The sequence below is a fragment of the Ruegeria sp. genome (assembly GCF_040830605.1).
GTDB lineage: Bacteria > Pseudomonadota > Alphaproteobacteria > Rhodobacterales > Rhodobacteraceae > Ruegeria.
This window is the reverse complement of the sequence record NZ_JBFOMD010000001.1, coordinates 642,114-667,188: the sequence shown is the minus strand read 5'-3', so window position 1 is coordinate 667,188 and position 25,075 is coordinate 642,114. Positions and strand designations below refer to the sequence as shown.

The 25,075-nt window shown below is 63.7% G+C and carries 28 protein-coding genes; 21 read left to right on the top strand and 7 right to left on the bottom strand.

Translation table 11 applies throughout. The features are described 5' to 3' along the window. Positions 1-59 precede the first annotated feature (59 nt). The 3 genes from AB3N21_RS03210 to nthA are packed head-to-tail and all read right to left on the bottom strand — an operon-like array spanning position 60 to position 1,683. Complete coding sequence (locus AB3N21_RS03210) at positions 60-398, bottom strand: nitrile hydratase accessory protein (protein WP_367933841.1); 339 nt, start codon at positions 396-398, stop codon at positions 60-62. Then, entirely contained in the window at positions 395-1,072 is a 678-nt protein-coding gene (gene nthB, locus AB3N21_RS03205) for a nitrile hydratase subunit beta (RefSeq protein ID WP_367933840.1), read from the bottom strand. The genes AB3N21_RS03210 and nthB overlap by 4 nt, the downstream gene beginning before the upstream one ends. Beyond that, a complete protein-coding gene (gene nthA / locus AB3N21_RS03200; RefSeq protein ID WP_367933839.1) occupies positions 1,069-1,683 on the bottom strand; it encodes a nitrile hydratase subunit alpha in 615 nt (204 codons plus the stop codon). Before nthA ends, nthB begins: the two co-directional genes overlap by 4 nt. A gap of 150 nt (positions 1,684-1,833) precedes the next feature. Here nthA and secG point away from each other — a divergent pair, with 150 nt between their 5' ends. From secG to AB3N21_RS03125, 15 genes are all read left to right on the top strand, one after another. Next, positions 1,834-2,199, top strand: coding sequence for a preprotein translocase subunit SecG (gene secG, locus AB3N21_RS03195; RefSeq protein ID WP_171180053.1), 366 nt, complete (start codon positions 1,834-1,836; stop codon positions 2,197-2,199). Positions 2,200-2,359: 160 nt separating this feature from the next. After that, on the top strand, positions 2,360-4,003 hold the full coding sequence (locus tag AB3N21_RS03190) for a CTP synthase (protein ID WP_367933933.1): 1,644 nt from the start codon (positions 2,360-2,362) through the stop codon (positions 4,001-4,003). Positions 4,004-4,063: 60 nt separating this feature from the next. Next, positions 4,064-4,672, top strand: a complete 609-nt coding sequence (locus tag AB3N21_RS03185) for a polysaccharide deacetylase family protein (protein WP_367933838.1) — start codon at positions 4,064-4,066, stop codon at positions 4,670-4,672. Positions 4,673-4,756: 84 nt separating this feature from the next. Further along, positions 4,757-5,050 carry a DUF1330 domain-containing protein gene (locus AB3N21_RS03180; RefSeq protein ID WP_367933837.1) on the top strand — a complete coding sequence of 98 codons (294 nt, stop codon included), beginning with the start codon at positions 4,757-4,759 and terminating at the stop codon, positions 5,048-5,050. Between the two features lie 42 nt (positions 5,051-5,092). Beyond that, positions 5,093-5,554 carry a TerB family tellurite resistance protein gene (locus AB3N21_RS03175; RefSeq protein ID WP_171180058.1) on the top strand — a complete coding sequence of 154 codons (462 nt, stop codon included), beginning with the start codon at positions 5,093-5,095 and terminating at the stop codon, positions 5,552-5,554. A gap of 20 nt (positions 5,555-5,574) precedes the next feature. Continuing rightward, positions 5,575-6,012 (top strand): TerB family tellurite resistance protein, encoded by a 438-nt coding sequence (locus tag AB3N21_RS03170; RefSeq protein ID WP_171180060.1) that lies wholly within the window; start codon positions 5,575-5,577, stop codon positions 6,010-6,012. Next, a complete protein-coding gene (locus AB3N21_RS03165) occupies positions 6,009-6,761 on the top strand; it encodes a phosphate/phosphite/phosphonate ABC transporter substrate-binding protein (protein ID WP_367933836.1) in 753 nt (250 codons plus the stop codon). Before AB3N21_RS03170 ends, AB3N21_RS03165 begins: the two co-directional genes overlap by 4 nt. Positions 6,762-6,888: 127 nt before the next feature. After that, entirely contained in the window at positions 6,889-7,665 is a 777-nt protein-coding gene (locus AB3N21_RS03160) for an ABC transporter ATP-binding protein (protein WP_367933835.1), read from the top strand. A gap of 37 nt (positions 7,666-7,702) precedes the next feature. Next, positions 7,703-8,452 (top strand): transporter substrate-binding domain-containing protein, encoded by a 750-nt coding sequence (locus tag AB3N21_RS03155; protein WP_367933834.1) that lies wholly within the window; start codon positions 7,703-7,705, stop codon positions 8,450-8,452. An 89-nt stretch (positions 8,453-8,541) separates the two neighbouring features. Further along, positions 8,542-9,426 carry an ABC transporter permease gene (locus tag AB3N21_RS03150; protein WP_367933833.1) on the top strand — a complete coding sequence of 295 codons (885 nt, stop codon included), beginning with the start codon at positions 8,542-8,544 and terminating at the stop codon, positions 9,424-9,426. After that, the gene (locus AB3N21_RS03145; RefSeq protein ID WP_367933832.1) at positions 9,423-10,229 is read left to right on the top strand and encodes an ABC transporter permease; all 807 of its coding nucleotides are present in this window, start codon (positions 9,423-9,425) and stop codon (positions 10,227-10,229) included. The genes AB3N21_RS03150 and AB3N21_RS03145 overlap by 4 nt, the downstream gene beginning before the upstream one ends. Before the next feature lie 318 nt (positions 10,230-10,547). Continuing rightward, positions 10,548-11,204 (top strand): peptidoglycan-binding protein, encoded by a 657-nt coding sequence (locus AB3N21_RS03140; protein WP_367933831.1) that lies wholly within the window; start codon positions 10,548-10,550, stop codon positions 11,202-11,204. Between the two features lie 235 nt (positions 11,205-11,439). After that, positions 11,440-11,826 carry a VOC family protein gene (locus AB3N21_RS03135; RefSeq protein ID WP_367933830.1) on the top strand — a complete coding sequence of 129 codons (387 nt, stop codon included), beginning with the start codon at positions 11,440-11,442 and terminating at the stop codon, positions 11,824-11,826. 245 nt (positions 11,827-12,071) lie between these two features. Continuing rightward, positions 12,072-12,842: a class I SAM-dependent methyltransferase gene (locus tag AB3N21_RS03130; RefSeq protein ID WP_367933829.1), complete on the top strand. Its 771-nt coding sequence runs from the start codon at positions 12,072-12,074 to the stop codon at positions 12,840-12,842. Positions 12,843-12,954: 112 nt separating this feature from the next. Further along, positions 12,955-13,446, top strand: a complete 492-nt coding sequence (locus AB3N21_RS03125; protein WP_367933828.1) for a dual specificity protein phosphatase family protein — start codon at positions 12,955-12,957, stop codon at positions 13,444-13,446. Positions 13,447-13,577: 131 nt separating this feature from the next. Here the strand turns inward: AB3N21_RS03125 and AB3N21_RS03120 are convergent, their stop codons facing one another. Further along, complete coding sequence (locus tag AB3N21_RS03120; protein ID WP_367933827.1) at positions 13,578-13,889, bottom strand: hypothetical protein; 312 nt, start codon at positions 13,887-13,889, stop codon at positions 13,578-13,580. Positions 13,890-14,452: 563 nt separating this feature from the next. Here AB3N21_RS03120 and AB3N21_RS03115 point away from each other — a divergent pair. The 6 genes from AB3N21_RS03115 to AB3N21_RS03090 all read left to right on the top strand — a co-directional run bounded on the left by AB3N21_RS03115 (position 14,453) and on the right by AB3N21_RS03090 (position 20,909). Then, a complete protein-coding gene (locus tag AB3N21_RS03115; RefSeq protein ID WP_367933826.1) occupies positions 14,453-14,665 on the top strand; it encodes a GDCCVxC domain-containing (seleno)protein in 213 nt (70 codons plus the stop codon). A gap of 139 nt (positions 14,666-14,804) precedes the next feature. After that, entirely contained in the window at positions 14,805-16,124 is a 1,320-nt protein-coding gene (locus AB3N21_RS03110) for a glutamine synthetase family protein (protein WP_367933825.1), read from the top strand. A gap of 58 nt (positions 16,125-16,182) precedes the next feature. After that, positions 16,183-16,863 carry a type 1 glutamine amidotransferase gene (locus AB3N21_RS03105; RefSeq protein WP_367933824.1) on the top strand — a complete coding sequence of 227 codons (681 nt, stop codon included), beginning with the start codon at positions 16,183-16,185 and terminating at the stop codon, positions 16,861-16,863. Continuing rightward, positions 16,863-18,221, top strand: a complete 1,359-nt coding sequence (locus AB3N21_RS03100; protein WP_171173968.1) for a glutamine synthetase family protein — start codon at positions 16,863-16,865, stop codon at positions 18,219-18,221. The genes AB3N21_RS03105 and AB3N21_RS03100 overlap by 1 nt, the downstream gene beginning before the upstream one ends. Before the next feature lie 57 nt (positions 18,222-18,278). Beyond that, complete coding sequence (locus AB3N21_RS03095) at positions 18,279-19,583, top strand: NAD(P)/FAD-dependent oxidoreductase (protein WP_367933823.1); 1,305 nt, start codon at positions 18,279-18,281, stop codon at positions 19,581-19,583. Between the two features lie 111 nt (positions 19,584-19,694). Then, positions 19,695-20,909, top strand: coding sequence for a DegT/DnrJ/EryC1/StrS family aminotransferase (locus tag AB3N21_RS03090; RefSeq protein WP_367933822.1), 1,215 nt, complete (start codon positions 19,695-19,697; stop codon positions 20,907-20,909). Positions 20,910-20,957: 48 nt separating this feature from the next. Here the strand turns inward: AB3N21_RS03090 and phaR are convergent, their stop codons facing one another. The 3 genes from phaR to recN all read right to left on the bottom strand — a co-directional run bounded on the left by phaR (position 20,958) and on the right by recN (position 25,047). Then, positions 20,958-21,518 carry a polyhydroxyalkanoate synthesis repressor PhaR gene (gene phaR / locus AB3N21_RS03085; protein ID WP_367933821.1) on the bottom strand — a complete coding sequence of 187 codons (561 nt, stop codon included), beginning with the start codon at positions 21,516-21,518 and terminating at the stop codon, positions 20,958-20,960. Positions 21,519-21,610: 92 nt separating this feature from the next. Beyond that, positions 21,611-23,296: a chloride channel protein gene (locus AB3N21_RS03080; RefSeq protein ID WP_367933820.1), complete on the bottom strand. Its 1,686-nt coding sequence runs from the start codon at positions 23,294-23,296 to the stop codon at positions 21,611-21,613. 101 nt (positions 23,297-23,397) lie between these two features. Next, complete coding sequence (recN, locus tag AB3N21_RS03075; protein WP_367933819.1) at positions 23,398-25,047, bottom strand: DNA repair protein RecN; 1,650 nt, start codon at positions 25,045-25,047, stop codon at positions 23,398-23,400. Positions 25,048-25,075 lie beyond the last annotated feature (28 nt).

Sequence of the window (25,075 nt, the reverse complement as noted above, 5' to 3'; positions counted from 1 at the left end):
ATGCCTCCGGCGGGGACATTTTTGGCAAGGGGAAGAGCGTGTCCGCCTTAATGGCGGTGTTACTGCGATGAGGGCAGATGCACGGGCTGTCCATGCGGGGTGCCGAGATAGGCGTCCTCCCAGGCGCGGCGGATGGTGGTGACCTCGTCCGCGGCCGCGGCGCCGTCTTCGGCCAGCAGCGTCTCGAGCGTCTCTAGCCAGGCGTGGAAATAATCGTCGCCCCCGTCCAGTTCACGGCTCAGCCCGTGCCGTTTCAACGTCTCGGAAAACCGCGCCGCCCAGTCGGGCCAGTCGAACCGCCCCGCCTCGTTCAGCGCCACCGTCAGGGCAAAGACCTGCGCGTGCCAGGGCTGCTCGAACGCCGGTTCCGGCGCGGAATGCTCGGGACAACTGCTCATGCCGGTGCCAGATAGCTTTGCCAAAGGTCCAGCACGACCTCATCTTCGGGGTGTTCGGGATGCGCCCACAGCTCGCGCGCGTGAAACCGCACGGCATAGAGCGGCTCGGGCGCCTCGCCCAGACCATGCGCGTTGCTGTCGGGAAACACGTGATTGCCGTGCAGACGCTCGACATATCCCAGCGCACCGGCAGCATAATGCGGCAGGCGGGTGTGCCCGCCGGTGACCAGCGCATTGTCGGACGGAATATGCGTGCGCACCGCCTGCCCTGCCGAAAACAGCGGTGCCGGACCTTCGCCCCGATCCGCCGGGCCCCCCTTGGCCAAAACCCCCGGCACCGCGTCCGCCTTCAGCGCGCGTTGCGCTAAGGCATGCGGTTCGTCATTCCCGGCCCCGCGCAGATCCTCCTCGGTCAGCACGCCGGTCTCGACCAGCAGATCGGCCAGCCCCGAGAGCCATTTCTCGTAATAGGAAAACCGGGCGTAATCCCTGGGCGACAGCCGCTCCCGCGCGTGCCGCGACACGTCGATGTTCCACTGTCCCAAGGCGCCCGCCGCCAGCGTCACCGCCAGGGCCCGCGCGTGCCAGTCCTCGGCAAAGACCGGCGCATCCTCACCCTCGGGCTCCACCGGGCCATCGCCGAACCGCCCGCCCATGTCATGCACCCGGGTCATGCCGGCACCTTGGGCAGGCCGGTGCCGATCATGCTGTCGCGAGTGACCAAAGCGGCCAGCTCATCCTCGCTCATCCCTTCGGTGCCCTCGGGCCGCATCGGCAGCACCAGATAGCGGACCTCGGCAGTCGAATCCCAGACCCGCACGGCGGTGCCCTCGGGCAGGGTCACGCCGAACTCGGCCAGCACCTTGCGCGGCTCGCGCACGGCGCGGGCGCGGTAGGCGTCGGATTTGTACCAGCCGGGCGGGATGCCCAGCAAAGGCCATGGGTAGCAACTGCACAAGGTGCAGACGACCATGTTGTGCCGCGCGGGCGTATTCTCGACCACCACCATGTGCTCGCCCTGCCGCCCGTAATAGCCCAGATCGGCCACCACCGGCGTGGCATCCTCCAAGAGCGCCGCCCTGAACGCGGGATCACTCCACGCCTTCGCAACGACCCGCGCGCCGTTCTGCGGGCCGATCCGGTTCTGATAGGTGTCGATGATCTCATCGAGCGCTGCCGGATCGATCAGCCCCTTGCGGGTCAGAATCGTCTCCAGCGCCTTGACGCGGAGCGCGGGATCGGGCGGCAGCAATGCATGCGGGTGGTCATGGTGATCATGTGGCATGGCCGCAGGGTGCGCGAGCGAAACGCAATCTGTCCAGTCCCTTTGCCGTGATCGCCCCGATCACGGGGTTTGATGCCAACTCCTCCCTTGCCCCCCCGGCCAAACTTGCATAGATACCACGCGATACACGCCACGCTCCGCAGGACCCCCATGGAAAACGTCGTTCTCATCATTCACCTTCTTCTGGCCCTTGGCCTGATCGCCGTCGTTCTGATGCAGCGGTCCGAAGGCGGCGGGCTTGGCATGGGTGGCGGCGGTGGCGGCGTCATGTCGGGCCGCTCGGCGGCAACCGCACTGGGCAAACTGACCTGGATCCTGGCGATCTGCTTCATCGTGACCTCGCTCACCCTGACTATCATCGCGGCGCAGAAATCCGCAGGCACCTCGGTGATCGACCGTCTGGGCGTTCCGGCGCCTGCCGAAACCGAGCAGAGCGCACCGGCGGTTCCGGCCGCCGACGACCTGCTGCCTCCGGCCCAAGGCGACAACGCTCCGCTGATTCCCCAAGCGGACTAAGCCACAAAACCTAGAAATTCTTAAGAGAACGGCAACAGCATCTTGCGGTTCTCTTGCGCCTTTCGCGCGAATCCTCTATATGTGAAGTCCCGTGATGCAGCGGTTTTTCAAGGCCGCCGGGCAGCCGAATAATGACGTCTCACGGGAGCAGCCGAACAACATGGCGCGTTTTATCTTCATCACTGGTGGTGTGGTTTCATCCTTGGGCAAAGGGCTGGCCTCGGCCGCGCTCGGCGCTCTGCTGCAGGCGCGGGGATACTCGGTCCGCCTGCGCAAGCTCGACCCCTATCTGAACGTCGATCCGGGCACCATGTCACCGTTTGAGCATGGCGAAGTGTTCGTGACCGATGACGGGGCCGAGACCGATCTGGACCTCGGGCACTACGAGCGCTTCACCGGCGTGGCCGCCCGCAAGACCGACTCGGTCAGCTCGGGCCGGATCTATTCCAACGTGCTCGAAAAGGAACGGCGTGGAGACTACCTCGGCAAGACCATTCAGGTGATCCCGCACGTCACCAACGAGATCAAGGATTTCATCGCCATTGGCGAGGATGAGGTCGATTTCATGCTCTGCGAAATCGGCGGCACCGTCGGCGACATCGAGGGCCTGCCGTTTTTCGAGGCCATCCGCCAGTTCAGCCAGGACAAGCCGCGCGGCCAGTGTATCTTCATGCACCTCACCCTGCTGCCTTACATCAAGGCGTCGGGCGAGCTGAAGACCAAGCCGACCCAGCACTCGGTCAAGGAGCTGCGCTCGATCGGCCTTGCCCCCGACATTCTGGTCTGCCGCTCCGAAGGGCCGATCCCCACCAAGGAGCGCGAGAAACTGGCCCTCTTCTGCAATGTGCGCGCGGATTCGGTGATCGCGGCGCAGGACCTCTCGACCATCTACGACGCTCCGCTGGCCTATCACCGCGAAGGTCTGGATCAGGCGGTTCTGGATGCTTTCCAGATCAGCCCGGCCCCCAAGCCCGATCTCGCCAAATGGGAGGACGTTAGCGACCGCATCCACAATGCCGAGGGCGAGGTGAAGGTGGCCATCGTCGGCAAATACACCCAGCTCGAAGATGCCTATAAATCCATCGCCGAGGCGCTGACCCATGGCGGCATGGCCAACCGGGTGAAGGTGAGCATCGAATGGGTCGATGCCGAGATTTTCGATACCGAAGACGCCGCCCCGCATCTCGAAGGCTTCCACGCCATCCTGGTCCCCGGCGGCTTCGGCGAGCGCGGCACCGAGGGCAAGATCAAGGCGGCGCAATACGCGCGCGAGCACAAAGTGCCTTATCTGGGCATCTGCCTCGGCATGCAGATGGCGGTGATCGAGGCCGCCCGCAACGCGGCGGGCATCAAAGAGGCGGGGTCCGAAGAGTTTGACCACGAGGCCGGCAAGAAACGGTTCGAACCGGTGGTCTATCACCTCAAGGAATGGGTGCAGGGCAACTACAAGGTCCAGCGCGGCGTCGATGACGACAAGGGCGGCACCATGCGCCTGGGCGCCTATGACGCGGTGCTGGCCGACGGCTCCAAGGTGGCCGAGGTCTATGGCGGCGCCAATATCGAGGAACGCCACCGCCACCGCTATGAGGTCGACATCAAGTACCGCGACAAGCTGGAAGAGGCGGGCCTGAAATTCTCAGGCATGAGCCCCGACGGCCGCCTGCCCGAGATCGTGGAATGGTCGGACCACCCGTGGTTCATCGGCGTCCAGTACCACCCGGAACTGAAATCCAAACCCTTCGAGCCGCACCCCCTGTTCCGCGACTTCGTGCGCGCTGCCAAGGAAACCTCGCGACTGGTCTGATTTGGGCGCAAGGCAAAAAGATGATAGAGTCCCGGGATATTCAATTTCGGGACTTTTATTATGCCAAAACCCTCATTTCTTCAGCCGAACTACGAATCCGTCGCCACCAAGCGGGTCTGGATCACCCTCGACGATGGCCCCCACCCCCGGCGCACGCCCAAGATCCTCCGGGCGCTGGCCGCCCACAAGGTCAAGGCGACCTTCTTCGTCATCGGCCAGAACGCCAAGGCCCATCCTGACATCATCAAGGCCATTCACGATCAGGGCCACGGCATCGCCAACCACACCTACACCCATCCCGACCTAACCCGCCTGTCGCTGACCAGCATCCGGCGCGAGCTGAGCCGGGCCAAGAAGCTGACCGAACCCTACGAGGGCAAATCCCCGCTCTTCCGCCCGCCCTACGGCGCCTCGAACGCCAATGTGGAACTGGCCGCGCGCGAGCTGGGCTACCGGCTGATCCTGTGGAACGTGGACACGCTGGACTGGAACAAGCGCTACAAGCCCGACGGCTGGATCCAGCATGGCATCGACCAGATCCGCAATCGCAGCTCGAACGTGGTTCTGGCCCATGACATCCAGAAAACCACCGCCGACCATTTCTCGATGTTCCTGACCCGGATCAAGGCGCTGGGCTCGATCACGTTCGAACCGCCCTCGACGCTCTGATCGCGTCCCGCACCGGAACTGCTTGCCACCGCGCCCATTCCACGCCACTCTGGGCGCTACTCAACCAGTGAGGGAGCGCTGGCCATGGCCAAGGGATACTGGGTCGCCCATGTCGACGTGGACGACATGGACGCCTATAAGAACTACATCGTCGCCAACGGGGCCGCCTTCGCCGAATACGGCGCCAGGTTTCTGGTCCGCGGCGGCGAGCGCGAGCTGCGCGAGGGCACGGCCCGCGCCCGCACCGTCGTGATCGAATTCCCCTCTTACGAGGATGCTCTGGCCTGCTATGACAGCGACGTCTATCAGGCGGCCAAAGCGCTGCGCGATCCGGTCTCGACCGGCGACTTAGTGATCATGAGGGGCTATGACGGGTAGTTCCCGCTTGGCTGCCCACTAAATCTGGCATATTCTCATCCCATGCTGAAAAAGTTCTTTCAGGCCCTCCGCCCGCCGCAACACACCACCCTGCCCGACCCGGATGCCGAGCTGGCCCTGGGTGCGCTGATGGTGCGCGTGGCCCAGGCCGACCGCGATTATCAGGTCGAGGAAATCAGCCTGATCGACAAGATCCTCGCCCGCCTCTATCAGCACAACGCCATCGAGGCCGCGAAAGTGCGCGCAACCTGCGAGAAACTGCACGCCGCCGCGCCCGAAACCGACACCTTCGGCAAGCTGATCCGCGAGACGACGGGACTCGAAGAACGCCTCGCCGCCATGGACGCCCTGTGGGAGGTGGTGCTGGCCGATGGCGAGACCAAGGAGGGCGAGCTGAAAATCCTCGAAGAGGCGCGCATCGCCATGGGGCTCAGCTACAATGACAGCAAGGCCTCGCGCGAGCGGGTGGAACACAAGATGGAATCCCGCTTGGACGAGCTGTAATCCCGGCCTATAACCCGTCCATGTTTCGTGATTTTCTCTCTCGCCTGACACAGGCCGACCCCGATCCGCTGGCCGATGAGGACGCGCGGCTGGCGCTGACCGCCCTGCTGGTGCGCATCGCCCGCTCCGACAACGATTACGCCGATACCGAAATGTCCCGGATCGACCGGATCACCGCCGCCCGCTACGGGCTCGGCCCATTCGAGGCCGCCGCCCTGCGCGCCCGCGCCGAGGATCTCGAGGCCGAGGCCCCCGATACCGTCCGCTTCACCCGCGCCATCAAGGACGCAGTGCCTTACGAGGATCGCCGCGCCGTGGTCGAGGCGCTGTGGTCGGTGGTGCTGGCCGATGGCGAGCGCGCACAGGAAGAGGACGCGCTGCTGCGTCTGGTCGCCAACCTGCTGGGCGTGAACGACCGCGACTCGGCGCTGGCCCGGCAAAAGGCCGCCCGCTCATGACCGCGATGCTGGGCATGTATGACATGCCCGCGCTGCAACCCGCCAATGACCGGTTCTGGGCGCTGATTCGAGCCCATCTGGGCGACGGCCCCGCGCATCTGACCCGCGATCGGGACTTCTGGGAGGTCTGGCAGGATCCTGCGCTGGTTTTCGCGCAGACCTGCGGCATGCCCTACCGCACCCGCCTGCACGGCACCGTGCAACTGGTCGGCACGCCCGATTACGGCCTGCCCGGCTGCCCGCCCGGACATTACTGTTCGGTCTTCGTGGCCCGCGCCACGGACGACCGCCCGCTCGAAGCGCTGGCGCAGGGAACCTTCGCCTATAATGAGGCGCTGTCGCAATCCGGCTGGGCCGCGCCGATCACCCATCTGACCGGGCTGGGCCTGGCCCCCGGCGCGCTGCTGCAATCGGGCGGCCATGCGCTGTCGGCACAGTCTGTCGCAGAAGACCGCGCCGATCTGGCATCGCTCGACGCCCTGACATGGGAGCTGCTGAAAACCCATACCGATCTGGGCCGGACCCTGCGCGAGGTCGCCCGGACCACGCCAACCCCGACCCTGCCCTATATCACCGCCAATTCCCGCGACGCGCAGGCCGTCACCGCCGCCACCCGCGCCGCCATCGCCGATCTGACGCCGCAGGACCGTGAGGCCCTGCATCTGCACGGGCTGACAGAGATCCCCGCCGAGGTCTATCTGGCCGTCCCGACACCTCCGGGACCGGACGCGCTGGGCGCTGCCAAATAGCCGTTTTGACCATTCCCTATGGTCAATTCGCCCCATTCTTGCCCGGAACTTCCTTTTTGCGCATTGCATTGCACCGAAAATTCGGCCCTAGTACCGGACCAATAACACTCACAACACCGGACAGCCCGTGACAGAGACCGCACCCGTCATCGAGATCAAAAACCTGCACAAGAGCTTTGGACAGCTTGAGGTACTCAAAGGGGTCGACATTACCGCGCATCGGGGCGACGTCGTCTCACTGATCGGATCGTCGGGATCGGGCAAATCCACGCTTCTGCGCTGCTGCAACCTGCTTGAGGACAGCCAGCAAGGCGAAATCCTGTTCAAGGGCGAACCGGTGCACTGGTCCGGCAATGGCCATGGCCGCCGCCCCGCGGACGCCAAACAGGTGCTGCGCATCCGCACCAACCTGTCGATGGTGTTCCAGCAGTTCAACCTTTGGGCCCATATGACCATCCTGCAAAACGTGATGGAGGCGCCCGTCACCGTGCTGGGCCGCGACAGGGCCGAGGTCGAGGAGAGCGCCCGCAAATACCTGGAAAAGGTCGGCATCGGCGACAAATGCGACGTCTATCCGGCGCAGCTGTCGGGCGGCCAGCAACAGCGCGCCGCCATCGCGCGGGGCCTCTGCATGGAGCCGCAGGCGCTCCTGTTCGACGAACCCACCTCGGCGCTCGACCCGGAACTGGAACAGGAAGTGATCCGGGTGATCAAGGATCTGGCCGCCGAGGGCCGCACCATGATCATCGTCACCCACGACATGAAGATGGCCGCCGACATCTCCAGCCACGTGGTGTTCCTGCATCAGGGGCTGATCGAGGAAGAGGGCTCGCCCGAGGACATCTTCACCGCGCCCGAATCCGCCCGCCTTCAGGGCTTTCTTTCCGCCACCCAGGCGGCATAAAACTTCACAACACAACCTAAGAAACAGGGGAGTACACATGAAAAAATTGATCCTGACCACTGCCGCACTGGCGCTCAGCGCCGGTATGGCCATGGCTGAAACCGTCCGCATGGGCACCGAAGGCGCCTACCCTCCTTACAACTTCATCAACGATGCCGGTGAGATCGACGGGTTCGAGCGTGAAGTGGGAGACGAGCTGTGCAAGCGCGCCGGCCTGACCTGCGAATGGGTCAAGAACGACTGGGATTCGATCATTCCGAACCTGGTTTCGGGCAACTACGACACCATCATCGCCGGCATGTCGATCACCGCCGAGCGCGATGAGGTCATCGACTTCACCCAGGACTACTACCCGCCCACCGCCTCGGCCTATGTCGCGGCTGCCGAGGGCGTTGACGTAACCGGCGGTGTCGTCGCGGCGCAGACCGGCACCATCCAGGCCGGCCACGTGGCCGAGTCCGGCGCAACCCTGGTCGAATTCGCCACGCCGGAAGAAACCATCGCCGCCGTGCGCAACGGTGAGGCCGACGCGGTTCTGGCCGACCGCGACTACCTGGTGCCGCTGGTTGCGGAATCCTCGGGCTCGCTGGTCTTCATCGGCGATCCGGTCCCGCTGGGCGGCGGTGTCGGCATGGGCCTGCGTGAAAGCGACGGTGAACTGCGCGGCAAGTTCGATGCCGCCATCACCTCGATGAAAGAGGACGGCACGCTGAACGACATGCTCAAGAAGTGGTTCGGCGAAGGGACCCAGACCTACGGCACAGACGGCACCGTCGTCACCAACTAAGCAACGGGTGCCGGACCCGCTGCCATTGGCGCCGGGTCCGGTCCGAAAGCGGCCCCGCGGGGCCGCTGCCGCCTCGCGAAAGCCGTCCCATGTTTTCCTACTGCGCCGAACCCGACACGCTGAGCACGTTCCGCTGGTTTTCGTGCTACCTCACGAACGGCGTGCACATGTCGTTCTATCTGTCCTTCGTGAAGGTGCTGCTGCTGCTCGCCATCACCGCCCCGGTGGCGCTGGGCTTCGGGTTCATCGGCGCCATGGCGGCCCGCTCGCATTTCCCGCCGCTCAGCTGGCTGGGCAAGGGCTATATCGCCATCGTCCGGGGCGTCCCGGACATCGCGTTCTTCCTGTTCTTCGTGATCGCGCTGGATCAGGCGCTGGAATGGACCCGCCACAAGGTGCTGTGCCCGGAATGGACCGACCCGATCCGGCAGGGATCTGACTTCATCGTCTGCGCCCAAGCCAAACTGCCGCTGGGCACCGCGCCGGAATGGATGCATGAAACCTACGGCTTCTTCCTCGCGGTGATCACCTTCTCGATCGTCTTCGGCGCCTTCGCCGCCAATGTGCTGTTCGGCGGCATGCGCGCCGTCCCGCACGCGCAACTGGAAACCGCCGAGGCCTATGGCATGACCCGCCGCCAGACCTTCTGGCGCATCCTCGTGCCGCAGATGTGGGTCTACGCCCTGCCCGGCCTCTCCAACCTCTGGATGGTGCTGATCAAGGCCACCCCGCTGCTGTTCCTCTTGGGGATCGAGGATATCGTCTATTGGGCCCGCGAACTGGGCGGCACCAAGACCTCGCAATTCACCAGCTACCCCCATGGCGACTGGCGCATGTGGTACTTCCTGTTCCTGCTGGTCTTCTACCTCGCCATGACCAAGGTCTCCGAGATCGGGCTCGAACGGCTGATGCAGCGCCTCTCGCACGGACAGGCCACCACCGGCGGCGAAGCGCAAAGAAAGGCCGCGGCATGAGCTGTCTGCAGACCATCCAGGACTACGGCCTGCGCGCCATCGGCATCGGCGAACGCCTGCTGCCCCGTGACGACTATACCCTGTGCGAGCACTTCACTCTGATCGGCTCGGGCATGATCTGGAACGTCTATTTCGGCCTCGTCGCACTGACCACCGGTTTCCTGCTGGCCACGGCGGTGGCCCTGGGCAAGGCCTCGCCCAACCGGATGCTGCGCAAACCGGCCGAGTGGTTCATCTTCCTGTTCCGGGGCTCGCCCCTCTTCATCCAGTTCTTCTTCGCCTATTTCCTGTTCCTGAACCTCAAGAACGTGCACCCGGTCTTCGACCCCTTCACCGCCGCGTGGCTCGGCGCGCTGATCGTGCTGTTTTTGAACACGGCGGCCTATACGGGCGAGATCTTCTACGGCGCCCTGCGCTCGGTCCCCAAGGGCGATGTCGAGGCGGCGGACGCCTACGGCATGTCCGGCTGGCCCCGGTTCCGGCGGATCGTCTGGCCCACCATGCTGCGGCTCGCATGGCCCGCCTATACCAACGAGGCGATTTTCCTGTTCCACGCCACCACGCTGGTCTATTTCTCGGGCTTCCCGGCCTGGCGGCAAAAGGGCGACGCGCTCTACTATGCGAACTATTTCGCGGACAAAACCTTCAATCCGTTCATCCCCTACCCGATCCTGGCCTTCTATTTCATCCTGCTGACACTGGTGATCGTATGGGTGTTCGGCCGCGTCAACAAACACCTCAACCGCCACCTCCCCGCCGCCCAACGCACCAAGATGCGCTTCCGCTTGAACCTGGCACGATAGGCGGGTCGCGGCGGAACACTGCGGGCGAGAGCAATCCAGTTTCCAATACAACGACCGCAACGCCGCGAGGCCGCCTGAAGGCCACGTGATCCGGATGAGCCCGCCGCCTCCACCTACCGCACCAGGTTCGCTTAGTAGGCCACGTGGCGGGGAAGTTTGCGCTCGAAATCCCGCAGGCGCCGCCGAACCCAGAGTGAGTTCGACCCAGCGAGCGGTCGCTCAACCGGGGCACGCAGCCGAAATCATTTGGAAAACGAAGGAGCAAGACGCTACTCTCCCCGCTGACAGACCTTACTCGAAAGGTAAGGAACAAATCCAATGGCACAGCCCACTCTCGTTCGCGGCTCCACCGGTTCTGCCGTCGAAACGCTCCAGACCAAGCTCAACAAGCTCGGCGCCCGGCCCGAGTTGGAAGTCGACGGCATCTTCGGCCCGCTCACCGATGGCGAGGTCAAGAAGTTCCAGAAACGGCTCAAGCCCCCGCTCAAGCCCGACGGCAAGGTCGGCACCGACACCTGGGCCGCCATCGAGTTCGAGCTCAAGGGCGGGAAGAAACCGGATCTCAAAATTCCCGACTGGCTGTCCCCGAAAGAGCTCATCAAATACCGTGATCATGACCGCAAACAGTCAAAGCTGATCCAGAAGTCTATCCAGAGCGCCGGAACCGCCGCTGCCACCTTTGGGAACACCTGCAAGTCAGAAGAGAGCGGCCTCCTGACCACCATGAAGGGGAGCGAGGCGATGTGGAAAAAGGTATTCGCACTTCAAGCCTCGTCCGAAAAACTGGTCGCTGAGTTCGACGCCGGAGCCTTTCGCGACCCTGCGCGTGTGAAGGTCATTCAGTCGAAGATCGACCAAATTCTCGCAAAGATAGAAGCGCTTACCGCCGAGTATCCGGGCATCGAGCGATTTGCGGCGCACAAGGATGCGGTAAAGGCGGCACTCAACAAAATTCGCAATTTCAAGCTGCCCTGAGAGGCATCCCGGGCCGTTGGTGCGGGCCTTGCTCTCCAAACTGGCCGGGGGCATTCACTTGTTTCCGGACAGTCCGAAGTCAGCTCCGGAGCCCCAACTGCCTGATGCTGCGCTTCGCATAAATGCCGGCTTTCGGAAATTTCGCATTGCGGTCGATGGACGTAGGTGTCAGCTTTTGCATCGTTTATCGTCTTGCAGGACACCAAGAAGCATTCTTTCCAGCGGAGGATGGGAGATGATCGACCATATCAGTTTTGGTGTCACCGATTTCGCTCGCTCTACGGCCTTCTACGATCAGGCCCTTGCCCCTCTGGGTGTCCGCCGCTTGTTCGATGTGCCCGAAGAGCATTCCGACGGGGTGAGGGTGACCAGCTACGGCGACGATCGCCCATGGTTTTGGCTGGCCGAAGAACGGGCCACCACCGGGTTGATGCACATCGCCTTGCAGGCAAAGAGCCGGGCGGACGTAGATGCATTTCACGCGGCGGCAATCCGTGCGGGCGGAACAGACAACGGACCGCCAGGTCTCCGCCCGCACTATCACCCGGACTACTACGCCGCCTTCGTCCTTGATCCCGACGGACATAACATTGAAGCGGTGTGTCACACGCCAACGCCCTGAAGATCGCAAGCTTTTGCCGAGGCGGTGAAAAACCGACATTCATACAAGCGCTGCGAATGTCCGGACAGTCCGCCCATCACCGATCTCGGGCGCACACCGGCGCAGGAACCGACAGGGCGAAGCCGCCAGATGGCAGCCTCGAACCCAATTGACCCGGGGCGGACCGACATGTTCGAGCATTCGCGATGTTTGCCGGAAAGATACCTGTGCTACAGATTAACTCACTCGCAGCGGGAGTGTGGGCAATGACACGTGATTACCTGTCGATCAATCGAGATGTCTGGAATGCCGACGCAGTCAACTGGGTTACCGCAGGCAAACGTCTTTGGAGCCTCGATACTCCGGAATGGGGAACCTGGGGAAATTCCGACGAGGGCCTGAACCTGCTGCCCCCGGACATGTCGGGCATGAATGGGATCGAACTCGGCTGCGGAACAGGATACGTGTCGGGCTGGATGTTTCGGCGTGGGGCGAAGGTCACGGCAATCGACGTTTCCGCCGAACAATTGGCCACCGCACGTGACCTGGCCGCAGAGCATGGTGCAGATATCACGTTCATCGAGGGCAACGCCGAAGCGACAGGCTTGCCGGATGCCTCGTTCGACTTCGCGATATCGGAATATGGTGCATCGATCTGGTGTCCGCCAGACAAATGGCTGCCAGAGGCCTGGCGATTGCTGCGCCCGGGCGGGCGACTGGCGTTCCTCGGAAATCACCCGCTATCCCTGATCTGCTCGCCCCTCGATGGGTCGCCTGCTGAATGGACGATGCATCGTCCATACCGAGGCATGTGGGGCGCCGATTGGACAGAAGTCGAATACGAACCGACGGGAGTATGTTTCAACCTGACGATCTCGGCCTGGATGGACCTGTTCACGGAAATCGGATTCGACATCATAAAATACAGCGAACTCTACGCACCAGAATGGGCATCGGGAACGCGCGCGGAAATTCCCGCAGACTGGGCTAAGAGCTACCCGGTCGAGCAAATCTGGCAGCTCAAGAAGCCTGAATGACTGCTTGGTCCGCTCGCGGGACTTTGCCGCCATTCAAGCGATTAGTTTTACTTTCTCAGACCACCATCTCAAAATGCTTCGAGCGCTCCGTTCGCAACAGTGAAAGTCCTCGATGAAACCTTCGATGTATCCCATTTCAGCCGAATACCCTGGGCAGTTGTTCATTATGCCCAAGCCATCGGGCGAATGGTTAGAAGATGACGTGCATCACTATCATTCGATGGGAGTAGACGTGGTGATTTCGATGTTGGAAGACACTGAAGCGACCGAACTGTCCTTGCAAGATGAAGGTCGCGTTTGTTTGAGCAACAATATGGAATTCTTGAACTTTCCTATCCCCGACAGGGGGTTGCCAGACAAGAAGAACTTCACAGAACTCGTTGCCTTAGTAAGATCACACCTATCGCAGAATAAAAGCGTTGCTATTCATTGCCGGGCGGGGATTGGTCGATCCGGAATGCTGGTGTGCTGTGCACTTTCCAAATTCGTTGGATCACCAAGTGCGGCAATCCAACTCGTTAGCTGTGCACGTGGTGTCGAGGTTCCGGACACCGCAGAACAGCGCGAGTTTATCGAGAGCATTGCAATGGAGATCGACGGCTAAGGCATGTCACTCTGGACTCACACCGGTCATCTGACGGATTTGGCCGGGCTTCCTGGCGGGTCATGAGGTGGCAACGACGACAGAGCGGACTTTGCTGCCGTTCCACGGATTTGTATCCCTCAGCTCTCAGGCTAAGCTTCGCTTTGTCGAAAACGCTCGACCAATTTGAAGAAAGTAAGGAAGGCTCTTTCCGGACTGGAAGTATTGCTTTCAATTGCTGAGGCGAAGCCAAGCGCCCCAAACCAACCCATCTCATCAAACAGCCATGCGGAAAACTCGCGCGGGTGAAACTGGCGACCTTCGTAATACTCTTTGATTTCATTTGACTGAAGGCAGGCACAGTACCCATAAAGAAGAGTTTCTAGAGGGCCTAAGGATTTGTCTTGCGTGAACATTCCGGGCCTGGCTCTCATCTCATCGATATAGTCGTAAATGGTGCTCAACAGATTGACCTTCGAAACTAATATCGGAATCACGATGGTACAGAAGATCACGGCGCGGTGCTAGACAACTGACCGTCACTCTTGGGCTCACTCCCGACTTTGGTCAGCATTCGCGGGATTTCAAACACAAACCTCCCAGCAACTGTCCAACCCAAAAGAAACTACGACCACAAGCCCGAACACAGGGCAGCGCTCGACTGCTGGTAAGCGCTCCTGCTCTCAACGGTCTCCCCCTCATGGTGCCACCGCACCCGAACCCAAACCACACCGCCCACGCCATAATAGCGCCGCCCATAGGGGCGGTGTCGCCATTGGTACTCGAACCAATGGCGCAACACTGGCGACCGCTGCCCGGCGGCACTGCGTGCCTTGGCTCCGGGCCGGGCGCCCAGATCTGAGCGTCCATCTCTCCCACCGTATCTGCCTTCTCGGTTCGCCCAGATCGCGCTACATCCCGCGGCGCACACGACGATCCCGCTGACCCAACGCGATCCCACACCTCTGGCCTCACCACCTCTGCCCAGCTACCATCAAAGTACCCGCCTCACACACCCGCTAATCCCATGAACGAACCCCAACTCCAAAGCACCCTCACCTGCCCCGAATGCGGCCACGCGCAGGTCGGGCAGATGCCCACCGACGCCTGCCAGTGGTTCTACGAATGCAGCGCCTGCCGGACGCTGCTGAAGCCGAAACCGGGCGATTGCTGCGTCTATTGCTCCTACGGCACCGTCCCCTGCCTGCCTGTACAAGCCGGAAACTCCTGCTGCGAGTGATGTACAAAACGGACAGAACACCTTCTGCTCCGGATAAACCGGCACCGCCGGTCTACATCCCTGCAATAATTTGATCAAATATCGTGACAACGCCCCCTGCCTCGCGCTACACCTGCGCGAAAGAGGATCGGAGAGCCCCATGGACCTGAGCAATCTGCACACTTTCCGCGTCGCCGCCTGTGACCTGAACGGCCAGATGCGCGGCAAACGGGTGCCCTCGGCCTATGCCGCCAAGCTCGACACCGGCGCGGTGCGGATGCCCTTCTCGGCGCTGAACGTGGACCTCTGGGGCGCCGATATCGACGGCAGCCCGCTGGTCTTTGAAAGCGGCGATGCCGATGGCGTGCTGCGCCCCACCGGACGCGGCCCGGTGCCGGTGCCGTGGATCGACGCCCCCACCGCGCTGGTCCCCATGAGCATGCATCACGACGACGGCCGGCCCTTTGCCGGCGATCCGCGCCACGCGCTGGCAACGGTGCTCGACCGCTACGCCGCGCGCGGCTGGTCCGTCATCGCCGCGACCGAGCTGGAGTTCACCCTGCTCGACGCCTCCGCCGACACGCCCCGCCCGCCGGTCAACCCGCTGACCGGGCGCCGCCTGGAGGATGAGGCGGTTCTGTCCATGGCCGAGATGGACGCTTTCGATACCTTCTTCACCGAGCTTTATGATGGCTGCGAGGCCATGGGCATCCCCGCCCAGACCGCGATTTCGGAAAGCGGCATCGGCCAGTTCGAGATCAACCTCAACCATCAGGAAGCAATGCGCTGCGCCGACGATACGTGGCTGTTCAAGGCCTTGGTACGCGGGCTTGCACGCAAGCATGGCTTTGCCGCCACCTTCATGGCCAAGCCGTATCCCGATGACGCGGGCAACGGCATGCATGTGCATTTCTCGGTGGTGGACGGCGCGGGCAACAACGTGCTGGACGATGGCGGGCCTCAGGGCACGGACACGCTCCGCCACGCGGTTGCGGGCTGTCTGGCGGCGATGCCCGCCAGCACGCTGATCTTTGCGCCGCACGGCAACTCTTACACCCGCCTCGTGCCCGGCGCCCACGCGCCCACCGGCGCCTGCTGGGCATATGAGAACCGCACCGCCGCGATCCGCATCCCCGGCGGCGCTACGGCCGCGCGGCGGATCGAGCATCGCGTCGCGGGTGGCGACACCAACCCCTATCTGATGTTGGCTACCATCCTCGGCGCCGCACTGACCGGGATCGAAGACGCGATGGAGCCCCCGGCCCCGATCACCGGCAACGCCTACGAGATCGACGGCCTGCCGCAGCTCGCCGCCGATTGGCCCACCGCCATCACCCGGTTCGAGGCCGATCCCCTGATCGCCCGCATCCTCCCCGCCGATCTGATCCGCTACCTGGCCATGACCAAACGCCAGGAGATCGCCCGCTTCGCCGATCGTGCGCCCGAGACCCACTGGCTGAGCTATCTCGAGGCCGTGTAACCCCTCTTGCCCGGGCGGTCTGACTCCGCTACGGTAAATTTGATCAAATTGGTGATACATGAAAATCGGCATCCTCCAAACCGGCCACTCCCCCGATGCATTGATCAAAACAGAAGGGGATTATGATCAGATGTTTGAGACCCTGCTGGACGGGCACGGGCTGACGTTTGACACCTATGTCGTTGTCGATGGCACCTTCCCGCAAAGCCCTAGGGACGCGGATGGATGGCTGATCACCGGCTCGCGCCACGGCGCTTACGAGGATCACGCCTGGATACCACCGCTTGAGGCGTTGATCCGCAACATTCGCGACGCCAGACTGCCCCTGATCGGCGTCTGCTTCGGCCACCAGATCATCGCGCAGGCGCTGGGGGGCAAGGTCGAAAAGTTCTCAGACGGCTGGGCTGTTGGACGGACGGAATATGAACTGGACGGCAGGACGGTGGCGCTCAACGCATGGCATCAGGATCAGGTCACCGACCTGCCCGAAGGGGCTGAAGTTCTGGCCTCGAACGCGTTTTGCCGCAATGCGGTGCTGGCCTATGGCGACACGATCTGGACGATCCAGCCGCATCCGGAGTTCAGCAACGGCTTCGTCGACGGGCTGATCCGTACCCGCGGTAAAGGCGTCGTGCCCGACGCTCTGTTGCAGCAGGCCAGAAACCGGCTGGACGGCCCCATCGACAGCCGCGAGATCGCGGGTCTCATGGCCGCGTTTTTCAAGAAAGAGAGGGCCTGATGGCCGATTGGAAGGACAACCTCCCGCAAGCGGCGCAGGACTATCTGGACGGGCGACGCCTGGACGAGGTGGAATGCGTCATCGCCGACCTGCCCGGCATCGCGCGGGGCAAGGCGGTACCCGCCTCGAAATTCGCGCGCCAGTCCTATTTCCACCTGCCCGACAGCATCTTTTACCAGACCATTACGGGCGATTGGGGCGAGGCCGCAGGCGATGACGGGTTCATCGAAAAGGACATGATCCTCAAGCCGGATTTCTCGACCGCCTCAGCCGCGCCCTGGACCGGAGACTGGACGCTGCAGGTGATCCATGACGCCTATGACCGGGACGGCGCGCCGATCCCGTTCAGCCCGCGCAACGTGCTCAAGCGGGTGGTGCAGCTTTATCACAAGAAAGGCTGGGAGCCGATCGTGGCCCCCGAGATGGAGTTCTTTCTGGTCGCCCGCAATCTGGACCCGGCGCATGAGATCAAGCCGATGATGGGCCGCTCGGGCCGTCCGGCGGCGGCACGGCAGGCCTATTCGATGACGGCGGTGGACGAGTTCGGCCCGGTGATCGACGACATCTACGACTTCGCCGAACATCAGGGCTTCGAGATCGACGGCATCACCCAGGAGGGCGGCGCCGGGCAGCTTGAGATCAACCTGCGCCACGGCGATCCGGTCAAGCTGGCCGATGAAGTGTTCTATTTCAAACGACTGATCCGCGAGGCGGCACTGCGTCACGACTGTTTTGCCACCTTCATGGCGAAACCCATCGAGGACGAGCCGGGATCTGCCATGCACATCCACCACTCGATCATAGACGCAGAGACCGGGCAGAACATCTTCTCCGGTCCGCAAGGGGGCGAGACGGACGCGTTTTATCACTTCATCGCGGGTCTGCAGAATCATCTGCCGGCCGGTCTGGCGGTGATGGCGCCGTATGTGAATTCCTACCGCCGCTATGTGAAGGATCATGCCGCCCCGATCAATCTGGAATGGGCGCGCGACAATCGCACGACCGGCATCCGCGTGCCGCTGTCCCCTCCGGAAGCACGCCGGATCGAGAACCGGATCGCGGGCATGGACTGCAACCCGTATCTGGGCATCGCCCTGTCGCTGGCCTGCGGCTATCTCGGCCTGACCGAGCAGGAGCGCCCGCGCCGTCAGTTCTATGGCGATGCCTACGAGGGTGAGGGCGACATTCCTCAGGTTATGGGCAATGCGCTGGACATGTTCGAAGGGGCCGAGGCGCTGCATCAGGTGATGGGCCCGGAATTCGCGCGGGTCTATGCCATCGTGAAACGGGCCGAATACGAGGAGTTCCTGCAGGTGATCTCTCCGTGGGAGCGCGAGCATCTGCTGCTCAACGTCTGAGCCTTTTGGCCCGGGCCGGAATATGCGTATTTGCAGCAAGAAGAAGCAGGGGGCGGGATGAATCTGCTTTATTCCAATGATCGGCGGGGGGAGTTTCCGCCCAGTTGGTACGCGGCCACGGCGCATCAGGCGGAGCGCTGCGCCCCCCTGCGCGGCGAGGTCAAGGCGGACGTCTGTGTGGTGGGCGGTGGCTACACCGGTCTGTCGGCGGCGCTGCATCTGGTCGAGGCCGGGTTCGACGTGGTTCTGGTCGAAGCGCATCGCGCGGGCTTTGGCGCCTCGGGGCGCAACGGTGGGCAGTTGGGCAGCGCGCAGCGGATGGATCAGGAGGATCTGGAGCGGTTGGTGGGCGACGCGGATGCCGCGCGGCTCTGGGATCTGGCCGAGGATGCCAAGGCGCTGGTCAAGGACCTGATCGCAAGGCACGGGATCGACTGCGACCTGAAACCGGGCGTGGCCACGCTGGGCCTGTCCGACGGCGAGCGGCGGGAGTTGCACGCCCACGCCACGCATCTGACGGACCGCTATGGGTATGACCAGATCGAACTGCTGGATACGGCGCAGGGCCATGCGCTCTGCCCCTCGCCCGCATACAAGGGCGGGTATCTGGACATGGGTGCGGCGCATCTGCATCCTCTGAACTATGCGTTGGGGCTGGCGCGGGCGGCACAGGCCGCGGGTGTGCGCATCTTCGAAGAGACCGAGGTGCATCATATCGAAGAGCGCACCCCGGCGGTCGTGCGCACCGACAAGGGCCGGGTCGTGGCCGAACATGTGATCCTGGCTTGCAATGGCTATCTGAGTTCGCTGAACCGCAAGGTGGCGGCGCGGGTGATGCCGATCAACAATTTCATCGTGGCGACCGAGCCTTTGGGGGACGAAGCGGCAAAGGTCCTGACTCGGGACGTGGCGGTGGCCGATACGAAGTTTGTGGTCAACTATTTCCGCCTCAGCGCCGACAAGCGCCTGCTGTTTGGTGGTGGCGAGAGCTATGGCTATCGGTTTCCCGCCGACATTGCGGCCAAAGTGCGCAAGCCGATGGCCGAGATCTTTCCGCATCTGCGGGATGTGAAGATCGACTATGCCTGGGGCGGCACGCTGGGCATCACCATGCGGCGGATGCCCTATCTGGCGCGGGTTGCGCCGAACATCCTGTCGGCCTCGGGCTATTCCGGCCATGGCGTCGGCACCGCGACCCATGCCGGGCAGTTGATGGCGTTGGCCATTCAGGGGCAGGCCGAGGGGTTCGACACCTTCTCGCGCGTGCCCGCCCTGCCCTTTCCCGGCGGCCCCGCATTGCGCAGCCCGCTGCTGGTGCTGGCCATGACCTGGTACGCGCTGCGGGACCGGTTGGGCGTCTGAGAGCCTGAAAGCCACAGATCAGTGAATTCTCGCCGATGGGGGCAAAAGGGTCTTGGCATCGCCGCATCATGAATTTACTTTTTCGAAAAGTGGAATTCAGGATTTCCAAAGATGACTCAACCTCCCAACGTTCATGACGCCGAACCCATCCCCGCCGCCGCACGTGAGGCAATTGAGGCGCTGATGCAATCCGGCGACCTGTTCCGCTACACCGCCCCGCAGGATGCGCCCGTTGCCCTGCTTGAGGCCGAGTTCGCCGAGCTGCTGGGCAGCAAATATGCGCTGGCGGTGTCGTCCTGCTCGGCGGCGCTGTTCCTGTCGCTCAAGGCGCTGGGTCTGCCACGGGATGCGCGGGTGCTGATCCCCGGCTTCACCTTTGCCGCCGTGCCGTCTTCGGTGGTGCATGCCGACTGTGTGCCGGTGTTGTGCGAGGTTGGGCAGAACTACCGCATCGACATGGGTGATTTCGCCGCCAAGCTGGACGGGGTACAGGCGGTCATCATCAGCCATATGCGCGGGCATACCTCTGACATGGACGCCATCATGGCGCTGTGCGATGCACGAGGCATCCCAGTGATCGAGGATGCGGCGCACTCGCTGGGCACCACCTGGCATGGCCGCAATATCGGCACCATCGGCAAGGTGGGCTGTTTCTCGTTCCAGTCCTACAAGATGATCAACGCCGGCGAAGGCGGTATCATGATCACCGACGACGCGGATCTGGTTGCCCGCGCCGTGATCATGTCCGGCGCTTATGAGCATAACTGGAAAAAACACAAAGGCCCGCATGGCGACAACTCGCCCGAGCTGGAGCAGGCCTTTGCCCGCTGGCAGAACAAGCTGCCGCTCTACAATCTGCGCATGAGCAACCTGAGCGCCGCCGTGATCCGCCCGCAGCTGCCGGAACTGGCGCGGCGGGTGCGCGACGGGTTGGCCAACCACGACTACGTGGCCGAACGGCTGAACACCTCGCCCCATCTCTTTGTGCCCAATCCGCTGACACCGGAACGGCGGGCGCCGGATTCGATCCAGTTCAATCTGGTCGATCTGGACGAGGCCGAGACCCGCGCCTTTGCCGCTGCCGCCGAGGCGCGCGGGGTCAAGGTGCAGGTGTTCGGGATGAGCACGGACAACGCCCGCGCCTTCTGGAACTGGCAGTTCCTGCCCGAGCAGACCGAGCTGCCGCAGACCCGCGCCATGCTGATGCGCGCCTGCGACGTACGCCTGCCGGTGCGCCTGACGAAGGCTGAGCTGGACGTGATCACCGACATCCTGCTGGGCGCGGTGAGCGAAGCCACGCAGGCAATGCCCGCCTACGGCACCTGAAACTGACGGAAGTTGCGGCCTGACCCGGCATGACCGGGTCGGCAGGGGCTAGCTGAGCTTGGAGAGCTTTTTCTGCAGCTCGGCAAGCTGTTTCTTGATCTCGTCCAGATCCTCGCCTTGGCTGGATTTCGTCTCATCTTCCTCGGCGGGATCGGGTGCGGACCAATTGCCGGACAACCCGCTGGTCATCGCCTTCAGGAACGCCTGTTGCTGCGCCTGCATCGCGTCAAACCCGGGCATCTTGGACATCGGGTTCATGGCGTTCATGTTCTCGACCATCTTGGCCTGGCTTTCGCGCAGCATCTCGAACGAGCTTTGCAGGAATTGCGGCATCAGCCCACCACCCGGCACCATGTAGCTGCGCACCAGATCGTTGAGCACATTCACGGGCAGCACGTTCTCGCCCCGGCTTTCATGTTCGGCAATGATCTGAAGCAGATACTGCCGGGTCAGGTCGTCGCCGGATTTCAGATCGACGATCTGAACCTCGCGCCCGTCGCGGATGAACCCGGCGATATCCTCGAGCGTGACATAGTCGCTGGTCTCGGTGTTATAGAGCCGCCGGCTGGCGTAGCGTTTGATCAGCAGCGGTTTTTCTTCTTCTGCCACCGTGTTCCCCTCCCCAAGGATGATGCATTGCAGCAGAGGTTATGCGAGTGCAGCAGAAAAAGAAAGTCCGGCCTTGCCGGAGGTGGCGCCGGTCACGAATGCTCCTCGGCCGCCGTTGCTGCCAGCGCGCGGTTATAGGCCTTGAGCGCGTCCACGTGATAGAGGACACCAACCGGGTCCTCACCCCCATCCTCGTCCCGGATCACCACCGGAATGCAGGGGACGTCGTCGCGGTCGAAATAGGGCATTGCGGCTTCGAGGGTGGAGCTGGCCTCGATACACAGGCCCTGCTCGATCAGGTCGCGGCATTCCTCGGTGCTGATGGCGCGCGGATCGCCCAGCGGGCGCATGACCGCGCCCGCCCTCAGCATGGCCAGCAGATAGGCCTGCGGCCCGGCGGCCAGATGCACGTTGCGGCGTTCGAGCTGGGTCAGGAAGAACGACCGGTCCACCAGCCGCGAGGCCAGCGCGGTGGACATCGACACCGACACCATCACCGCCAGCCCGATCTGCCAGTCGCCGGTCAGTTCGAACACGATCAGCGTGGTCGAAATCGGCGCGCCCAGCACCGCAGCCGCCACAGCCCCCATCCCGGCAAAGGCATAAAGCGCGTAAGTGCCAGACACATCCGGCAGCAGCCCGGTGGCGATATGACCGAATGCCAGCCCGGTCAGCGCGCCGATCATCAGCGAGGGCGAAAACACCCCGCCCCCCATGCGCCCGCCCATGGTGATGGCCAGCGCCCCGGTCTTGATCACGGCAAACAGGATGGCGGTGGTCAGCGCCAGCTCACCGCTCAGCGCCAGGATCGTGGTCTCATAGCCGACGCCGATGATATGCGGGAACCAGATGGCGATCAGCCCCAGCATCGCCCCCGACACCGCCGGACGCAGCCAGCGCGGCAGCGACAGGCGGTTCTGGACGTGCGAGCTGATGTCCTCGGCAAAGAAGATCGACCGCATCAGCACCAGAGACACCAGCCCGCAGATCAGCCCCAGCAGCAGGAAGGCGGGCAGTTCGACGTAGAATTGCAGCGAGCCGGGGGTGGTCAGCACGAACTCGGTCACGTCGCCATAAGACAGCCGGTTGATCACCGTGCCCGCGACCGAGGCGATGACGATGGGGGCAAAGGCGTGCACGGCGAAATGGCGCAGGACCACCTCAAGCGCGAACAGCGCCCCGGCAATCGGCGCGTTGAAACTGGCCGAGACGGCAGCCGCCACGGCACAACCAAGCAAGTCGCGCCCGGTGATGCCGTCTGCATGGATCTTTTCGCTGACCCAGGTCGAGATCACCCCGGCCATGTGTACCACCGGCCCCTCGCGCCCGCTGGAGCCGCCTGAACTGAGCGTGATCAGCGAGGCCAGCATCGAGGCCAGACCGGCCCGGGTCTCGACCCGCCCGTCGGTCAGCGCCGCGCCCTCGATCACGTCGGCCACCGAGCGCACCCGGCCATCGTCGGTGAAATTGTGCAGGATCAGCCCCACGATCAGCCCGCCGACAATCGGTATGATCAGAATCCAGTACCATGGCAGTTGTTCGGCAAAGCTGTGCAGGTATTGCACATCCTCGGTGCCGTAGAGATAGGCCTGCAGCGCCGCGATCCCCTCGCGAAAGAACAGGGCGGCAAACCCGGCCGCGATCCCGATGGCCAGCGCGATGAACCAGAACTGGATCTGGCTGGGCCCGCGATGGCGCAGCACCCGCCAGGCATCCTTGAGCGCGGCAAGGGCCTGATTGAACTGCTGGCTCAGGATAGTGCGGGTGGATTGCGTCATCGCCCCCTCGGGTCACAGGTTAACCTTTAGTAAGCTACGCGCGCAAAACAGAAAAGCGGGTTCGCGACAGTGTGAGGGCCGCGTTGCGGCAAGGCCGCGCTTCAGGCGCTGAGCAGGGCGCGGGCGGCAGCGCGGGCCTCGTCGGTGATGGTGTCGCCGGCGACCATGCGGGCGATCTCGTCGACCCGCTCGTCCGGGTCCAGCGGCACGACGGTCGAGAGTGTCTGGCCATCGGCCACCTGTTTCTGCACCCGCCAGTGATGCGCGGCCCGCGCGGCCACCTGCGGCGAGTGGGTCACCACCAGCACCTGCCCGCCCTGTGCCAGAGACGCCAGACGCCGCCCGACCGCATCGGCAGTGGCACCGCCGACGCCCCGGTCGATCTCGTCGAAGATCATGGTGCGACCACTGTCATCCCCGGTCAGGCAGACCTTGAGCGCCAGCAGGAAACGGCTGAGTTCTCCGCCCGAGGCGATCTTGTTGAGCGGCCCAGCAGGCGCACCCGGGTTGGTGGCAACGGTAAAGGCCACCGTGTCGCGGCCCTCGGGACCCGGTTCGGCCTCGGTCACATGGGTTTCGAACACCGCGCGTTCCATCTTGAGCGGCGCAAGCTCGGCCATCACCGCCTTGTCCAAAGCACCGGCGGCCTTGGCGCGGGCAGCGGTCAGCACCCCTGCGGCGGTGTCATACGCGGCCTCAGCCGCCGCTAGCACGGCGCGCCGGTCAGCCAGATCCGCATCGCCTGCATCAAGCTGTCCCAGCCGCGTCCTTAGCGTATCGGCAAACCCGCCCAGATCGTCGGGCGCCACGTCATGCTTACGGGCCAGCGCGCGAATGGCAAACAGCCGTTCCTCTGCCGCCTCCAGTTCCGCCGGGTTGAAATCCAGCGCCTGCAGGCAGGTCTCGACCCCGCCCTGCGCCTCGCCCAGTTCGATCATGGCGCGGCCAAGGGCAGCAATGGGTTCCTCCAATTGCCCTCCGGCGCTTTCGGACACCCCTTCCAGCCAGCGCAGCGCGTCGCCCATCGCGCCCTCGGCCCCCTCGCCGCCCAGCAGGGCAAAGGCGCGGGCCACGTCGTCGCGGATGCGCTCGGCACCCTGCATCATGCGGCGGCGGGCGTCCAACTCGGCATCCTCACCGGGCTGGGGATCAAGTTGATCCAGCTCGGCCACCGAATGGCGCAGGAAGTCTTCCTCGGCCCGCATCGCGGCCAGAGCGCTTTCCGTTTCCTCCAGCGCCTTGCGCGCCCGGCTCATGGCGGTCCACGCACCGCGCGTGTCAGACAACGCCGCGTCCAGCCCGGCATAGGCGTCCAGCATCGCGCGATGGCCGCGCGGGTTCAGCAGGCCCCGGTCGTCATGCTGACCATGCAGCTCGATCAGCGTCTCGGACAGCGCCCGCAGCACCTCGCCCGAGCAGCGGCGGTCATTGACCCAAGCGGTCTTGCGCCCCTCGGCGGTGTTCACCCGGCGCAGGATCAATTCCTCTCCACCCGGCAGCCCGGCCTCGTTCAGCATCGCATGGGCCGGATGACCGGCGGGCAGCTCGAACTCGGCCACCACCTCGCCCTGCGCCGCGCCCTGCCGCACCAGCTCCGCCCGGCCCCGCCAGCCCAGCACGAATCCCAGCGAATCCAGCAGGATCGACTTGCCCGCCCCGGTCTCACCGGTCAGCACGTTGAGCCCGGGCTGGAACGTCAGTTCCAGCCGGTCGATGATCAGCATATCGCGGATATCGAGCGCTCGCAGCATCGGGATCACCGTCCGAGGCGTGTCCGCA

Bases quoted from the DNA above. Each gene is read 5' to 3' on its own strand.
- AB3N21_RS03095 (WP_367933823.1), top strand. From the start codon at position 18,279: ATGAATCTGCTTTATTCCAATGATCGGCGGGGGGAGTTTCCGCCCAGT.
- AB3N21_RS03080 (WP_367933820.1), bottom strand. From the start codon at position 23,296: ATGACGCAATCCACCCGCACTATCCTGAGCCAGCAGTTCAATCAGGCC.
- AB3N21_RS03115 (WP_367933826.1), top strand. From the start codon at position 14,453: ATGAACGAACCCCAACTCCAAAGCACCCTCACCTGCCCCGAATGCGGC.
- AB3N21_RS03090 (WP_367933822.1), top strand. From the start codon at position 19,695: ATGACTCAACCTCCCAACGTTCATGACGCCGAACCCATCCCCGCCGCC.
- AB3N21_RS03185 (WP_367933838.1), top strand. From the start codon at position 4,064: ATGCCAAAACCCTCATTTCTTCAGCCGAACTACGAATCCGTCGCCACC.
- AB3N21_RS03125 (WP_367933828.1), top strand. From the start codon at position 12,955: ATGAAACCTTCGATGTATCCCATTTCAGCCGAATACCCTGGGCAGTTG.
- secG (WP_171180053.1), top strand. From the start codon at position 1,834: ATGGAAAACGTCGTTCTCATCATTCACCTTCTTCTGGCCCTTGGCCTG.
- AB3N21_RS03190 (WP_367933933.1), top strand. From the start codon at position 2,360: ATGGCGCGTTTTATCTTCATCACTGGTGGTGTGGTTTCATCCTTGGGC.
- AB3N21_RS03145 (WP_367933832.1), top strand. From the start codon at position 9,423: ATGAGCTGTCTGCAGACCATCCAGGACTACGGCCTGCGCGCCATCGGC.
- AB3N21_RS03105 (WP_367933824.1), top strand. From the start codon at position 16,183: ATGAAAATCGGCATCCTCCAAACCGGCCACTCCCCCGATGCATTGATC.
- nthA (WP_367933839.1), bottom strand. From the start codon at position 1,683: ATGCCACATGATCACCATGACCACCCGCATGCATTGCTGCCGCCCGAT.
- AB3N21_RS03165 (WP_367933836.1), top strand. From the start codon at position 6,009: ATGACCGCGATGCTGGGCATGTATGACATGCCCGCGCTGCAACCCGCC.
- AB3N21_RS03175 (WP_171180058.1), top strand. From the start codon at position 5,093: ATGCTGAAAAAGTTCTTTCAGGCCCTCCGCCCGCCGCAACACACCACC.
- AB3N21_RS03110 (WP_367933825.1), top strand. From the start codon at position 14,805: ATGGACCTGAGCAATCTGCACACTTTCCGCGTCGCCGCCTGTGACCTG.
- recN (WP_367933819.1), bottom strand. From the start codon at position 25,047: ATGCTGCGAGCGCTCGATATCCGCGATATGCTGATCATCGACCGGCTG.
- AB3N21_RS03150 (WP_367933833.1), top strand. From the start codon at position 8,542: ATGTTTTCCTACTGCGCCGAACCCGACACGCTGAGCACGTTCCGCTGG.
- AB3N21_RS03130 (WP_367933829.1), top strand. From the start codon at position 12,072: ATGACACGTGATTACCTGTCGATCAATCGAGATGTCTGGAATGCCGAC.
- AB3N21_RS03180 (WP_367933837.1), top strand. From the start codon at position 4,757: ATGGCCAAGGGATACTGGGTCGCCCATGTCGACGTGGACGACATGGAC.
- AB3N21_RS03155 (WP_367933834.1), top strand. From the start codon at position 7,703: ATGAAAAAATTGATCCTGACCACTGCCGCACTGGCGCTCAGCGCCGGT.
- AB3N21_RS03170 (WP_171180060.1), top strand. From the start codon at position 5,575: ATGTTTCGTGATTTTCTCTCTCGCCTGACACAGGCCGACCCCGATCCG.
- AB3N21_RS03210 (WP_367933841.1), bottom strand. From the start codon at position 398: ATGAGCAGTTGTCCCGAGCATTCCGCGCCGGAACCGGCGTTCGAGCAG.
- AB3N21_RS03135 (WP_367933830.1), top strand. From the start codon at position 11,440: ATGATCGACCATATCAGTTTTGGTGTCACCGATTTCGCTCGCTCTACG.
- AB3N21_RS03100 (WP_171173968.1), top strand. From the start codon at position 16,863: ATGGCCGATTGGAAGGACAACCTCCCGCAAGCGGCGCAGGACTATCTG.
- AB3N21_RS03140 (WP_367933831.1), top strand. From the start codon at position 10,548: ATGGCACAGCCCACTCTCGTTCGCGGCTCCACCGGTTCTGCCGTCGAA.
- nthB (WP_367933840.1), bottom strand. From the start codon at position 1,072: ATGACCCGGGTGCATGACATGGGCGGGCGGTTCGGCGATGGCCCGGTG.